Source organism: Enterococcus sp. DIV1315a (assembly GCF_051712325.1).
Lineage (GTDB): Bacteria > Bacillota > Bacilli > Lactobacillales > Enterococcaceae > Enterococcus > Enterococcus faecalis.
In genome coordinates this window covers 1,662,700-1,676,613 of the sequence record NZ_JBIOOS010000001.1, presented here as the reverse complement: position 1 = coordinate 1,676,613, position 13,914 = coordinate 1,662,700, and the positions used below count along the sequence as shown (strand labels likewise).

Here is a 13,914-nt window from a genome sequence, read left to right as displayed (position 1 = left end):
ATTTTTTTTAAAATAAGAGAAAGAGAAAAATTAAAAATTCAAATTGTGGATAACTTTTCTGTGTATAACTTAGTCATCATTTTTCTCTTTTTTTAATTCGGCGGTGCTTCGACGAACCCATAGAAGGTTAATGAGAACCAGACAAGAAGTGGAAATAAAGACCCCACGATAACCGAAAGCGGCAGATACGCTTGAACCAATCATAGGACCAATCACATTTCCTGTCGCTTGGAAAGATTGATTGTAACTGAAAATACGACCTGCAGCGTCACTTGGGGAATAACGAGTGATCAACGTTTGAACAGCTGGTAGTAAACAGGCATCGGAAATCCCAACTAAGAAACGAAGCATGGCAAGCTGCCAGACATTTTGAACAAAGGCCATTGGTAGGTAAACGAAAATGGCTAAAATTAAACCAATTGTCAAGATGCGTTCACTGCCAATACGATCGCCTAACCGGCCGAAACGTGGGGCGGCTATTAACGTTGCAATCCCTGGAATAGAAGCAATGACTCCGCTAATTAAGGTGACATTTCCGTGACCACCCAACAATTGTTGAATATATAAACTGATGATGGGACTAATTGAATTATTGGAAGCTTGAATGATTAATGTCGTAATAAACATTCCAAGAATCACGTGGGGATGTTCTAGTTTTTTTAAAATTTGTTTCCCAGATGCGGCTTGATTTTTTTCAATTGGCACAAACTCTTCATGGACAAAGACGAGACTCAAAACAAAAACGAGTAATAAAATCGTACCAGTAATGAAAAAGGTTGGCCGATAACCGAAAATAGACGCAGTGACACCGCCCAAAAGAGGACCAAGCAACGTGCCGGTAACAGAACCAGTGGCTAAAGTACCAAGCACTTGACCGCTTTTTTCCTTAGGTGTGCCTGTAGCAACTAACGCAGTCGCATTACTGATATAACCAGAAAAAACACCTTGTAATAAGCGTAAGCCAATCAATTGATAAACACTTGTGACTGCGCCCATTAAACTAATGACGATAGCCATCCCTAATGAAGCGCGTAATAACATTAACTTGCGTCCTTTTCGGTCGGCTAAACGGCCCCACCAAGGAGAAACAATGGTCGTGACTAAAAAAGTGGAGGAGAACGTGATTCCGCTCCAAAAATTCAATTGTTGGTGGGTAAAAGTACCTAATGTGTTGATATAAAGAGGCATAAATGGCATCACTAAGCTAAAGCCAATACCAGCCATAAATGTGCCAAACCATAAAACGAGCAGATTTTTTTCCCAAGGTTGTCTTGGACGGAAAATTTTACTTTTAATTAATTCATACATTCTATTTCCTCACTTTCTAGTAAAGAAATTCAAATTTGGCTTTGGCGAGTAGTTGATCATTCAATGCTTGATGCAATTCATTCGCAAAAAAGCCTTCTTTTAAATTTAGTGGATTTTTTGTAGCGTACACATATAACGTATAGGTGTGCACACCAGAGCGAGGGCTTAACCCCAGATAACGTTCGGTTAACTCAGGTAACGTTTCAGTGGCAAGCGCAGGAATCATCTGTTTCCCCAAAGGAGAAGCAAGACTATTTTTTCCTTGAATGGTAGGCTTGAGTGCTGTTCGACTAAAGTCTTCAGGAATCTCATTGGTTACAGGAACATTGGCAGCTAACCAATGAATAAAAGGGAAACCGATTAGAGGAATCGTGTCATAATCAATTAATTCCCAGGATAAATAACGGGCTTCTTTAGGAATGGCCGCTAAAGAAATAGGAAAAGATAAAATAGGACGTTCGTGTAATAAAAATTCTGCACTGGTTCGTTTGCCATAACGATCGGCCAAATGAGAACGGTTGGTAATATGCATGCCAAACAGCCTTCTTTCAAAAATAATGTTTACAAATTATTATTATAAACTATAATTTATAGTTTAAAAAGAGTCAATAGATATGATAAACTAATACTTGTCCAAAATTTAAGAATTGGAGGCGTCAGAAAGATGGCAAAAAAACGGAATTTAACGAAAGCCAAAATCCTTGAAAGTGCCCGCAACCTAGCGGAAGAATTGGGCGTTCAACAATTAACCTTTCAAAATTTAGCCGTTGATTTAGGCATCAAGTATCCTTCACTCTATAATCACTTTAAAAATATTGCTGAAGTAAAAAATGCTCTAGTGGACTTGTTAATTCAAGAATTAAATGATGCATTGAGAAGAGCCTTAGTGGGTAAGAGTGGCGCAGAAGCAATTCGGATATATGCTGAAACGTACCAACAATTTGCTTTTGAAAATTCTGCAGTCTATGAATTACTTATCAGTGTGCCGAAAACGCAAAACCAACAATTAATTGAAGGCATCCATGAAACCAATCAAATTATCTTACAACTTTTAGCTTTTTATCCATTTAATAATGAAGAACGACTGCATAAAAGCCGAGAATTACGTAGTTTAATCCATGGCTATATTACCTTACGTTTTTTAGGTTATTTTCAACGCGAAGAAGCCACGCCGGAAGAAAGTTATCGTCGCATGATTGAAGATTTTATTGCTTCTTTAGAAGTGGCAAGATAAAATAAATTTCAAAAATTTCTCAGTCCGAAACCAAATCCTTGCAACTTTTTCAGAAAGTGACTATGATACCTACAGTAGCAAAAAAAGGAGCGGTTCAATGTATCAAGTAATTACAATGTATGGCGACAATGAACCTTGGTGGTTTTTTGATGATTGGCAAGAGGACATTGTTCAAGAAAAAACCTTCGATAACTTGACCGATGCAGAGACATATTATGTGGAAGTTTGGCAAAAACTTTCTCAGAATTATACATACGTCAACACAAAGCCTAATTATTTAACGGCTTTCTGGAATGATGGGGAAGAACGCTGGTGTGAAGAATGCGATGAAGATTTACAACAATACTTCGGTTTAGCATTACTAGAAAATCATCATGCAGTTACTTTTGAAAATAAAGCTGAGTTTACCACAATATCCAATCATTTTGGCAAAACAAAATTCTGCAAACGGAAAGTTATTTGAAACGCATGAGTTTAAAGAAAAACCTCAGGGAATTTTCTTTAAACTCTTTTTCTATTCTCGGAATTTAGAGAAAATCGAGCTAATATTTGGTATAATACGAAAAGATAGCACTCAAAAAGGAGCGAAACTAGTGGTTGCAAAACAATTAATTATTGCTGAAAAACCTAGCGTAGCAAAAGATTTAAGCCGCGTTTTAGGAGCAAATCAAAAAAATAAGAATTATTATGAAGGACCCAACGTGATTGTCACCTGGGCTTTAGGCCATCTCTTAGGACTAAAAATGCCAGAAGATTTAAACAAAGAATGGCAAACGTGGCAAATGGAAACTTTACCGATGATTCCTAAGAATTTAGGGATTAAACCGTTACCGAAAACGGGACATCAATTAAAAGCGATTAAACAATTAGCTAATCGTAAAGATGTTTCTGAAGCCGTGATTGCCACCGATGCTGGTCGTGAAGGTGAATTAGTAGCCCGCTGGATTTTAGAATATGTCCGTTTTAACAAACCAGTCAAACGCTTATGGATTTCATCTCAAACAGACAAAGCCATTAAAGACGGGTTTAAGAAAATTCGCCCAGCGAAAGACTACGATAATTTGTATTACTCTGCCTTGGCGCGCGCAAAAGCTGACTGGTTAGTTGGGCTAAACGTCACACGGGCCTTGACAGTGAAATATCAAGATAACTTATCCGCAGGTCGTGTTCAAACACCAACTTTAGCAATGGTGCGCCAACAAGAAAAAACGATTGAACAATTTAAGCCTCAAACTTATTTTACTATCTCGTTAACTGTTGAATCAGAAAAAGCAAAGATGACCCAAAAAAATCCATACGCTTTGAAAGAACGGCAGGAAGCAGAACAATTAGTCAAAGAACTCTCAAAACAAAAGGGCTTAGTTACCGATATCCAAGAAAAAGTTAAAACAGAAAATGCGCCATTACCATTTGATTTAACCGAAATCCAGCGTGAAGCCAATCAGCGATTCCAATTTTCTGCAAAGAAAACGTTATCTCTTGTACAAAGTTTATACGAAACCCATAAAATTGTTTCCTATCCTCGAACTGACAGCAAATATCTAACGACGGATATGAAAAGAACGATGAAAGAGCGCCTTCAAGCTATTGCTGATTTTTCACCAGAAGTGAAAGGCTACCTTAAAAATGGGGCTGTTGTTAAACAACAAAAAGTTTTCCAAAATGCAAAAGTCACGGATCACCATGGGTTGATTCCAACTGAACAACGTCCTCGTTATGAAAAACTAAGTAATGATGAACAAAAAATCTATCAAATGATTGTTCAACGATTCTTAGGTTTGTTTGCTGAGCCAAATCAAACCAAACAAACAAAAGTTACAGTCGCTTTTGGAAAAGAAACATTTGTCTTTCATCAAAATAAAGTAGTTGTTGCTGGCTGGAAAACAACAGCCGAACAGCCGCTATCCACTGTCCGATGGCAAAAAGGCATGACCGTTGCGCCAAACTTTACCATTAACAAAGAATTAACGTCGCCGCCAAAACCATTAACCGAAGGAACGTTGTTAGGAAAAATGGAGAAACACAGTTTAGGCACACCGGCAACGCGAGCTGAAATCATTGAAAAACTGATTAAATCAGAATTGATGGAACGAACCAATAGCGGTTTAAGTGTCTCTGCCAAAGGAAAGCAACTATTAGACTTGGTGAATCCATCACTTGTGACACCTGAACTAACGGAAAAATGGGAAAAGTCGCTCGAAGCAATCGCTTCGGGTCAACAAAAGAGTCAACTTTTCTTAAAGGATATTGAAGAGGATACGAAAAAATTAGTCCGTGAAATTAAACAAAGCGAGAAAAAATATCAAGATTTTTCCATTACGCAAAAAAAATGTCCAGATTGTGGCTCAAACTTACGGGAAAAAAATACGAAAGATGGGAAGATTTACGTTTGTACAAACCAAGAATGTTCTTATCGTCGGCGAAAAGATCCTAAAGTATCCAATCACCGTTGCCCACAATGCCATAAAAAAATGGTCATCATAGAAGGAAAAAATGGTCGTTCTTTCAAATGTAAATTCTGTTCGATTACTGAAAAAATTCCCGATAAAAAAGAACGAAAACAAAAAATGACTAAACATGAAGAACGTCGTTTGATGAAAAAATATTCACAACCAGACGAACCAGAAGAAAGTGCTTTAGCACAGGCCTTAAAAGCCGCTATGAACCAAGAGTAGCGATTTGACGAATGTTGGCTCTAAATAATCAAGTCATCCTTGTTGGTCTTTAGTAAACTTTCAAATAGAAAGAGAGGGACACGGATGCTCGCAAATTTAAATCAAGCAATGGATTATATTGAAGAACATTTAACGGAAGAAGTATCCTTCGATGAATTGGCAAAAAAGACAGGGATTTCTGTTTACCATTTTAAACGAACTTTTTCGTTTGTTGCGGGGATGAGTCTGGCTGAGTATATTAAAAAGAGACGTTTGGCGGAAGCAAATTTAGCATTACTTGCTGGTGAAAAAGTGACAGATGTAGCTTTTAAATATGGTTATCAAAGTATTGAAGGATTCTCAAGAGCCTTTCGCGATTGGTCAGGACAAGCCCCTTCTGAAGTAATGAAAACACAAATCCAAAAAACGTTCCCTAAATTCTCTTTCTATATTGATATTAAAGGAGGACAATCAATGGATGTTAAATTGATTGAAAAACCAGCGTTTCAAATAGTCGGAGTTAGTCAGAAGGTTCCCTTGCAGTATCAAGGGGAAAATCAAGCAATCATGGAATTAGCACAGCGCATTACACCACAACAACGAGCGGAAATGCATACATTTGATGATGTATATCCTCATCAAGTAGTAAATGCTTCTTTTGACTTTCAAGAGGGACGAACAACAGAAGGTGGAGAAATGACACACATGATTGGCTTTGCCACTTCGCAAGAAAATACCTATGAAGATTTGGAGCAACTAAGCGTACCTGCTCATACATGGGCGGTTTTTCCAAATGAAGGTCCTTTCCCACAAACTTTACAAGAAACCTGGGCAAGGATATTCTCTGAATGGTTGCCTTCATCTGGTTACCAAGTCGTTGCAGCACCAGAAATTTCGTTTACGCAATATCAAGGACCAGCAGAAGCTAAGTATAGTGAAATCTGGCTCGCTGTTACAGCTACTAAATAAAGAAAACCCACCATTGAATAATGGTGGGTTTTTCCGCCAAGAAGGAGAAAGTTTGGTATAATAAACGTGAAGAAAAAATTCAGACCTTCTAAACTGAAATCTAGCTATGGATAAGTGATGCGAATACGGAATCATGGAGAAAAAAATAATTCTCCGAGGTTTTAGAGTCATGTTGTTTAGAATGGTACCAATACCTAAAGTGGGGACTGCGGGAACCGGTGGATGTTTTAGAGCCATGTTGTTAAAAAACAAACTATCACCACAAGCAATCCGTAATTTTTATCACAAGATTAGAATTTTTATCATCAAAGACGAGCTGCTTCGATTTTCGAAAACTAATCAAGTGATAAGTCAAAATGTTGATAGATTGAGATTAGTTCTTCCTTTTTTTAGGAAGGGCTTTTTTTATTGATAGAAGAAAGGGAAGAAATCTTGGTAGCACCTAAAAAAATTGTGAGAAATGCTTCTGTATTGTTTGGTTTCTGCCTCAGAAAGTTGTATACTTAGATTGGAATTATTCTATATTACATGCATTTTCACACTTTTTGGAAAAGTTCACTTGAATTTTCTTTTAGTTTCGTAGATAAAAGGAGTCATCGCTAATGGAAATGAACAATTCAGGTAAGCTTGTTTCTTTGTGTGGAGGCAAATCAGGGAGGAAATAATATGTTTGATATTGTAACATTGGCGAGAATCCAATTTGCGATGACAACAGTTTTCCACTTTTTCTTCGTACCGTTTTCAATAGGATTAGCACTTGTTGTAGCAATTATGGAAACAATGTACGTTGTGAAAAAAGAGGAACGTTATCGTAAAATGGCCAAGTTTTGGGGAAATATATTCCTATTAAGCTTCGCTGTTGGGGTTGTAACCGGGATTATTCAAGAATTTCAGTTTGGGATGAACTGGTCTGATTATTCTCGATTCGTCGGAGATATTTTTGGGGCACCGTTGGCGGTAGAAGCGCTCTTAGCTTTCTTCTTAGAGTCAACATTCTTAGGTTTATGGATCTTTACTTGGGATAAAATGAATCCGAAAGTTCACGTAACCTTTATCTGGTTAGTCGTATTCGGTTCGATGATGTCTGCTTTCTGGATTTTAGTTGCTAATAGTTTTATGCAACATCCAGTAGGTTATGTCATCAATAATGGCCGTGCTGAAATGGTGGACTTTGTAGCTGTCATCAGCAATCCAAAAGTTTGGTATGAATTTTCACACGTTATCATGGGCGCCTTTACATTGGGCGGCATGGCAGTAGCTGGTATGGCTGCTTTCCAATTGTTGAAAAAACGGGATATTTCATTCCACAAAGCATCTATGCGCATTGGCTTATGGGTTACTTTGTTCGGTTCAATCGGCGTTTTATTAGCTGGCGACTTGCAAATGAAAGCTCTAATTGAAGGACAACCAATGAAATTTGCGGCGATGGAGGGGGCCTATGAAGACTCTGATGATCCTGCTGCTTGGACATTGATTGCTTGGGCAGATGAACGAGAACATAAACAAGTTTTTGGTATCGATATTCCATATATGCTAAGTATTTTATCGTATAACAAATTATCAGGTTCGGTTGATGGGATGGATACAGTCAACAAGCGCTTGGTAGAAAAATATGGGGATGATAAAAATTATTATCCACCAGTTAACACTTTATTCTGGAGCTTCCGTATCATGGCTGGTTTTGGTGCCTTAATGTTATTGGTTGCTGCCTTAGGACTATTCTTTACAAGGAAGAAAAAACCATCGCTGTACGAGAAGAAATGGATGCTGTGGGTTGTTGCTTTATGTACGTTCGCACCATTCCTTGCGAATACAACAGGTTGGTTAGTCACTGAATTAGGTCGTTATCCGTGGACTGTCTATGGACTATTTACGATTGAACAAAGTGTTTCACCAAATGTATCGGTTGCTTCATTAATTACGTCAAATGTCATTTATTTCTTATTATTTGCTGGTTTAGGTAGTGTCATGGTTTACTTGGTTATTTTAGAATTACGTAAAGGACCAGACTATGAAGCGAAAAAATTAGCGAAAGAAAATGAACCAGCGTTGGATCCATTTGATAAGGGGGTATTTGGCGAATGAGTACACTACAATTATTATGGTTTGTCCTTATCGGCGTCTTGTTCTCAGGTTTCTTCTTCTTAGAAGGATTTGACTTTGGTGTTGGAATGGCCGTTCAAACGTTGGCACACAATGACGACGAAAAAGATCAAGTCGTTGCAACAATTGGACCTGTTTGGGACGGAAACGAAGTTTGGCTATTAACAGCGGGCGGCGCAATGTTTGCCTCTTTCCCATATTGGTATGCTTCATTATTTAGTGGCTACTATTTAATTCTATTTACGATTTTATTTGGCTTAATTATTCGCGGAGTTTCCTTTGAATTCCGCCACAACATGCCGGAAGGTAAACGTCGTCGGATGTGGAACTGGACGCTATCAATTGGTAGTTTCCTTGTACCGTTCTTCTTTGGTATTTTGTTTATCAGCTTAGTCCAAGGGATGCCTTTAGATGCAAACGGCAATATGCATGCGCAATTTACGGATTATTTTAATCTGTTTTCAATTGTTGGTGGAGTAGCCTTAACATTACTTTGCTACTTACACGGCATGAACTATATTGCTTTAAAAACAGAAGGCCCAATTCGTGAACGTGCTCGAAATTATGCAGAAATCTTATACGGCGTTTTATATGTCGGTTTAGTTGTTTTTGCAGTGTTGATGTACTTCAAAACGGACTTTTATGAAAAGAACTTTGCGGTCACTTTAATTTTAACGTTAGCAATTGTGGTCTTAACGGTCATTGCTAATGTTGGGGTGTTTAAACGCAAAGAGATGTTAGCTTTTCTAGCGAGTGGTTTAACATTAGTTGTACTAGTTGCTCTCTTGTTCAGTGGCTTGTTCCCACGTGTTATGATTGGTAGTGAAGGTTTTGATTTGTTGATTAAAGATGCAACAAGCACACCATATACACTAAAAATTATGACGTGGATTTCTTTAAGCATTTTACCATTCGTGTTAGCTTATACTGCTTGGTCCTATTATATTTTCAGAAAACGTATTTCACAGACAGCCGTACCAGAGGGGTATTAAATCTATGATTGATAAAGACATCTTACAGATGCCTAAAATCAAAAAAATTCTTGTCTTGCTTGCAGGTTTTTCTTTCCTGCAAGCAGTCTTTATAATTGGGCAAGCTTTTTTTCTTTCAAAAGCCATTGTCGGCCTTTGGAGTGGCGGGCATCTTAACCAACAACTACAGAGTATTTTACTCTTTTTTATTTTTTATCTTGGTCGACATGTTATTACGTATTTTCGTGAGAGAATGCTCGATACATTTAGTTATGAACGCTCGAAAGAATTACGCGAACAATTATTAACCAAAATTTTCCGTTTGGGGCCAAATGTTGTTCAAAAAAATGGAACTGGAAATATGGTTACCATGGCTTTAGAAGGCATCAGTCAAACCGAAAATTATTTACAATTGATTTTGACAAAAATGATGAATATGATGATTATTCCTTGGATTATTTTGGCCTTTGTTTTTACACAAGATATTCGTTCAGGCGTAACATTGTTGATTGTTTTTCCGATTATTATTATTTTTATGATTGTGTTAGGTTATGCAGCACAAAGTAAAGCGGACAAGCAATATGCGGCGTTTCAAATGCTTTCCAATCATTTTATTGATTCCTTGCGAGGAATTGACACACTGAAACTGTTTGGGTTGAGTAAAAAATATGCTGGGAGTATTTACCATACAAGTGAACGATTCAGAAAAGCGACCATGAGTACGTTGAAAATTGCTATTTTATCAACCTTTGCGTTAGACTTTTTTACGACATTATCGGTAGCTGTTGTGGCAGTTTTCCTTGGATTAAGTTTATTAAACGGCACGATTTTATTATTTCCTGCCTTGGTTACTTTAATTTTAGCACCTGAGTTCTTTTTACCGATTCGTGATTTTTCAAGTGATTATCACGCAACCTTAGATGGAAAAAACTCTTTTCAAGCGATCCAAGCGGTATTAGCATTGCCAGAAGCAGAACAAACCGATGTGCTCACGTTAGATGATTGGCATCAAGAAAGTCAGTTGTCAGTCACAGCGTTAAATTTTTCCTATGAAGATGCAACGCAAGAAGCGATTCAATCGTTACAATTCTCTGTTGATGGTCGTAAAAAGATTGGAATTATCGGGGCGAGTGGTTCTGGTAAGTCAACGTTAATTAATTTATTAAGTGGCTTTTTATTACCAACAGAAGAAACGAGTCAATTGGCGATAAATGGCCAAACGATTCCACATTTTTTACAAAAAGACTGGCAAAAACAAATCCTTTATATTCCGCAAGCGCCATATATTTTCCAGGATACTTTGGCAAACAATATTCGCTTTTATACACCTGAAGCAACAGATGAGGCGATTCAGCAAGCGATTCAGTTAGTTGGCTTAGACGATCTGGTTAAAGATCTTCCTGAAGGAATTCATACCTTGATTGGGGAAAGTGGTCGAATGTTAAGTGGGGGACAAGCGCAACGAGTAGCGTTGGCCCGCGCCTTTGTCGATCAAAAACGCCACGTCTTGCTGTTTGATGAGCCGACAGCGCATTTGGATATTGAAACAGAAGTTGAAATGAAAGAGCGCATGTTGCCATTAATGAACAATCATCTTGTCTTCTTTGCGACACATCGTCTGCATTGGATGGAAGAAATGGATTACATTTTAGTGATGGAAAAAGGTCAATTAGTGGAACAAGGAACGCTAGCAGAGTTGATTGAAAAAGATGGCTACTATGTTCAATTAATGAAGCAAATGAGAGGAGGACGCCAATGATGGAAAAACAGCCGACAACGAAAGACGTTTGGAAAAACGATCAATGGGTTCGTCCTTTCTTAAAACGCTATAAAAAAACCTTGTATTTTGCCTTACTTTTAGGCTTCTTGACGTTCTTTAGCGCAGGGGCATTAATGTTTACGTCTGGTTACTTAATCAGTCGTGCGGCTTCCTTACCAGAGAATATTTTATTAATTTATATTCCCATTGTTTTAACAAGAGCATTCGGGATTGGCCGTCCTGTTTTTCGTTATGTGGAGCGTCTAACGAGTCATAACTGGGTGTTAAAAATGACCTCTGATCTGCGCTTGAAACTTTATAATGTACTAGAAAAAGATGCGATTTTCTTTAAGACAAAATATCGCACTGGGGATATCTTAGGTTTGCTTTCGGAGGATATTAATCATATCCAAAACTTGTATTTACGAACGATTTTCCCAACCGTTATTGCTTGGATTTTGTATATCTTTTTAGTGATTGCATTAGGTTTCTTTTCTTGGTGGTTTGCTTTATGCATGTTACTGATGTTAGGAGTGGTTGTTTTTCTATTACCACTTGTTTCAGTTCTAGTGAATGGTGCGCGTCAAGAAAAACATAAATATGCCAAAAATGAGTTATATCAAACACTAACCGACAATATTCTAGGTGTGTCTGATTGGGTATTTAGTCAACGTGGCTCTGAATTCGTTGCTCGTTATGAAACAGATGAAGCAAACGTTCGTGCATTAGATGAAAAAATGAAGCAATTTAACCGTGGCCGAGACTTTGTTTTACAACTTCTGTTTGGTGTGATTGCGATTGCTGTCTTAGCTTGGACAAGTGTGCGGTTTCCAGGTAATCATGGGGGCGCAGCCAATTGGATTGGGGCCTTTGTTTTAACCGTTTTTCCGTTAATTGATGCTTTTGCTCCGCTACCTGCTGCAGCACAGGAAACAACGATTTATAAGGATTCCATTCGTCGTTTTAATGAGCTTCCTGAAGGGGAAGATGACTCAACAGAAGCGCCTGTTCAGCCAAATGGCACCAGTTTATCGATAGAACATTTGTCTTTTGCATATGAAAATCAAGAGAAAAAGGTATTAAATGACTTATCGTTAACAATTCCTGAAAAACAAAAATTAGCGATTTTAGGGCGCAGTGGTTCCGGAAAGAGTACGTTGGCTTCGCTCATTCGTGGTGATTTACGGCCTACTTCGGGAGAAATCCTTTTAGGAAATATCCCAACTGAGGCATTTGGTGAGACGATGACTGAATATATTGGGGTTATGCACCAAGCACCGTACCTATTTCGAACAACCATTTTAAATAATATTCGGATTGGTAGAGAAGAAGCAAGCGAAGCAGAAGTTTGGGCAGTTTTAGAAAAAGTTGGCTTAAAAGAAATGGTTACCCAATTACCAGAAGGTTTACAAACAATGGTGGATGAAGCAGGTTTGCGTTTTTCTGGTGGCGAACGACATCGCTTGGCACTAGCGCGGATTCTTTTGCAAGATACACCGATTGTGTTATTAGACGAACCAACTACTGGTTTAGATCCAATTACAGAACAGCAATTGCTGGAAACCTTTTTTGAGGCATTAAAAGATAAAACCGTCATCTGGATTACCCACCATTTGCAAGGCGTAACTTTGATGGATCAAGTGATCTTTATTGAAGATGGCCAATTAGAGATGAGTGGTACGCCAGAAGAATTACTTGCAACCAATGCGCATTATCAGAAACTTTACCGAATTGATCGTGGCATTAGTTCTTTCGAGGAATAAAAAAACGACTGGTTGTTGATTAAAGCAAACAATCAGTCGTTTTTCTATTTCAATTAATGGCAATTCTTCTATAAAACGTTTAAAATGAACGATGTAATAAGAGCTCAGTTAAGGAAAGTAAGGTTTCTTTTGCTGTGCCATCAGGCAATTGTTGAATATCAGTGATTGCTTTGTTGGTTACTTTTTTAGCAAAAGCTTGTGCTTCTGTAACGCCATGATAGTCATTGACTAGCGCCGCAACTTCAGCTGCCTCTTCTAAGGTAATGGCACGTCCTTTATCCAAATAAGGGCTGAATACGTCAGGTGCTGCTTGATAAGCGAAGAGAAGAGGTAACGTATAAACACCTTGTGACAAGTCTTCTAAAGCGGGCTTTTTCAAGGTTTCCGTGTCGGCAGTATAATCTAAAATATCATCATAGACTTGAAAAGCAATGCCAATATGACGGCCAATTCGTTTAGCTAAACGTTGGACTTCTTTTGAACTATGACCGAAATAGGCCCCTTCAAGACAGCTTAGTGAAAAAAGTTCGGCTGTTTTGCCGTTGACACTTCTTAAATAAGCAGGAATCGACATGCGGCGGTCAAATCGATGACTCATTTGATCGAGTTCACCAAGTAATAACCGTTTCATTCCTTGTGCATTGATTTTCATAAATTCAGAGCCATTCATGGCATCTGCAATCAAAGTAAAGAATTCAGTGAATAGTAAATCACCTGTGTAAACAGCCACGTCTTTACCATATTGTGATTGAATAGTCACAGCGCCTCGGCGCAATGGAGAATCGTCAATAATGTCATCGTGAATCAACGTAGCCATATGTAGGATTTCCAAAGATGCAGCTATTTTTAATAGTTGTTGTTTCTCTTGTTTTTCTTCATCACCCAGTTGAGCAAAAAGAAAGAAAAAAGCGGGGCGTAATAATTTGCCGCCAGAACGAGCCAAAGTTACTAAGGCTTCTTCAATGTCTTCGTTGCGTGTATGCAACGTTTGTTCAATTAATTCACATGTTTCCGTTAAAGAACGTTCAACGTCAGGAAACGACTTCCAAAATGTGTTCATAAATATACTACGATCCTTTCAGTGGTTCAATACTATTTGATTGTATACGAATTGGCGACAGAAATACAGTAATTAAGTTTTAAAAGTAACAAA

The 13,914-nt window shown here is 38.1% G+C and carries 11 protein-coding genes; 8 read left to right on the top strand and 3 right to left on the bottom strand.

The genetic code is table 11. The features are described from left to right. Window positions 1-69 precede the first annotated feature (69 nt). Both IGJ03_RS08075 and IGJ03_RS08070 read right to left on the bottom strand, forming a co-directional pair. Window positions 70-1,308, bottom strand: a complete 1,239-nt coding sequence (locus IGJ03_RS08075; RefSeq protein ID WP_002356962.1) for a multidrug efflux MFS transporter — start codon at window positions 1,306-1,308, stop codon at window positions 70-72. A 16-nt stretch (window positions 1,309-1,324) separates the two neighbouring features. Beyond that, window positions 1,325-1,840, bottom strand: a complete 516-nt coding sequence (locus IGJ03_RS08070; protein ID WP_002356963.1) for a YbhB/YbcL family Raf kinase inhibitor-like protein — start codon at window positions 1,838-1,840, stop codon at window positions 1,325-1,327. Window positions 1,841-1,972: 132 nt separating this feature from the next. Between IGJ03_RS08070 and IGJ03_RS08065 the strand changes: the two genes are divergently transcribed. The 8 genes from IGJ03_RS08065 (at window position 1,973) to cydC (ending at window position 12,761) form a co-directional block, all read left to right on the top strand. Next, window positions 1,973-2,542, top strand: a complete 570-nt coding sequence (locus IGJ03_RS08065) for a TetR/AcrR family transcriptional regulator (protein WP_002364252.1) — start codon at window positions 1,973-1,975, stop codon at window positions 2,540-2,542. 97 nt (window positions 2,543-2,639) lie between these two features. After that, window positions 2,640-3,005: a DUF1033 family protein gene (locus tag IGJ03_RS08060; RefSeq protein ID WP_002356966.1), complete on the top strand. Its 366-nt coding sequence runs from the start codon at window positions 2,640-2,642 to the stop codon at window positions 3,003-3,005. Window positions 3,006-3,135: 130 nt separating this feature from the next. Further along, entirely contained in the window at window positions 3,136-5,217 is a 2,082-nt protein-coding gene (locus tag IGJ03_RS08055) for a DNA topoisomerase III (RefSeq protein ID WP_425136041.1), read from the top strand. A gap of 84 nt (window positions 5,218-5,301) precedes the next feature. Continuing rightward, on the top strand, window positions 5,302-6,165 hold the full coding sequence (locus IGJ03_RS08050) for an AraC family transcriptional regulator (protein ID WP_002384334.1): 864 nt from the start codon (window positions 5,302-5,304) through the stop codon (window positions 6,163-6,165). 666 nt (window positions 6,166-6,831) lie between these two features. After that, window positions 6,832-8,250 carry a cytochrome ubiquinol oxidase subunit I gene (locus IGJ03_RS08045; RefSeq protein WP_010707351.1) on the top strand — a complete coding sequence of 473 codons (1,419 nt, stop codon included), beginning with the start codon at window positions 6,832-6,834 and terminating at the stop codon, window positions 8,248-8,250. Then, window positions 8,247-9,260 (top strand): cytochrome d ubiquinol oxidase subunit II, encoded by a 1,014-nt coding sequence (cydB, locus tag IGJ03_RS08040; RefSeq protein WP_002356976.1) that lies wholly within the window; start codon window positions 8,247-8,249, stop codon window positions 9,258-9,260. The genes IGJ03_RS08045 and cydB overlap by 4 nt, the downstream gene beginning before the upstream one ends. A gap of 4 nt (window positions 9,261-9,264) precedes the next feature. Further along, window positions 9,265-10,998, top strand: a complete 1,734-nt coding sequence (gene cydD, locus IGJ03_RS08035; protein ID WP_010777798.1) for a thiol reductant ABC exporter subunit CydD — start codon at window positions 9,265-9,267, stop codon at window positions 10,996-10,998. After that, on the top strand, window positions 10,995-12,761 hold the full coding sequence (cydC, locus tag IGJ03_RS08030) for a thiol reductant ABC exporter subunit CydC (protein WP_016627602.1): 1,767 nt from the start codon (window positions 10,995-10,997) through the stop codon (window positions 12,759-12,761). Before cydD ends, cydC begins: the two co-directional genes overlap by 4 nt. Window positions 12,762-12,840: 79 nt before the next feature. On the opposite strand, the gene IGJ03_RS08025 is transcribed toward cydC, so the two are convergent. Next, window positions 12,841-13,821, bottom strand: coding sequence for a polyprenyl synthetase family protein (locus tag IGJ03_RS08025; RefSeq protein ID WP_002360015.1), 981 nt, complete (start codon window positions 13,819-13,821; stop codon window positions 12,841-12,843). Between the last annotated feature and the right edge of the window lie 93 nt (window positions 13,822-13,914).

What these genes read in the sequence shown, in the direction of transcription:
- IGJ03_RS08075 (WP_002356962.1), bottom strand. Translation starts at nt 1,308, where the DNA reads ATGTATGAATTAATTAAAAGTAAAATTTTCCGTCCAAGACAACCTTGG.
- IGJ03_RS08025 (WP_002360015.1), bottom strand. Translation starts at nt 13,821, where the DNA reads ATGAACACATTTTGGAAGTCGTTTCCTGACGTTGAACGTTCTTTAACG.
- cydC (WP_016627602.1), top strand. Translation starts at nt 10,995, where the DNA reads ATGATGGAAAAACAGCCGACAACGAAAGACGTTTGGAAAAACGATCAA.
- IGJ03_RS08060 (WP_002356966.1), top strand. Translation starts at nt 2,640, where the DNA reads ATGTATCAAGTAATTACAATGTATGGCGACAATGAACCTTGGTGGTTT.
- IGJ03_RS08065 (WP_002364252.1), top strand. Translation starts at nt 1,973, where the DNA reads ATGGCAAAAAAACGGAATTTAACGAAAGCCAAAATCCTTGAAAGTGCC.
- cydB (WP_002356976.1), top strand. Translation starts at nt 8,247, where the DNA reads ATGAGTACACTACAATTATTATGGTTTGTCCTTATCGGCGTCTTGTTC.
- IGJ03_RS08050 (WP_002384334.1), top strand. Translation starts at nt 5,302, where the DNA reads ATGCTCGCAAATTTAAATCAAGCAATGGATTATATTGAAGAACATTTA.
- cydD (WP_010777798.1), top strand. Translation starts at nt 9,265, where the DNA reads ATGATTGATAAAGACATCTTACAGATGCCTAAAATCAAAAAAATTCTT.
- IGJ03_RS08070 (WP_002356963.1), bottom strand. Translation starts at nt 1,840, where the DNA reads ATGCATATTACCAACCGTTCTCATTTGGCCGATCGTTATGGCAAACGA.
- IGJ03_RS08045 (WP_010707351.1), top strand. Translation starts at nt 6,832, where the DNA reads ATGTTTGATATTGTAACATTGGCGAGAATCCAATTTGCGATGACAACA.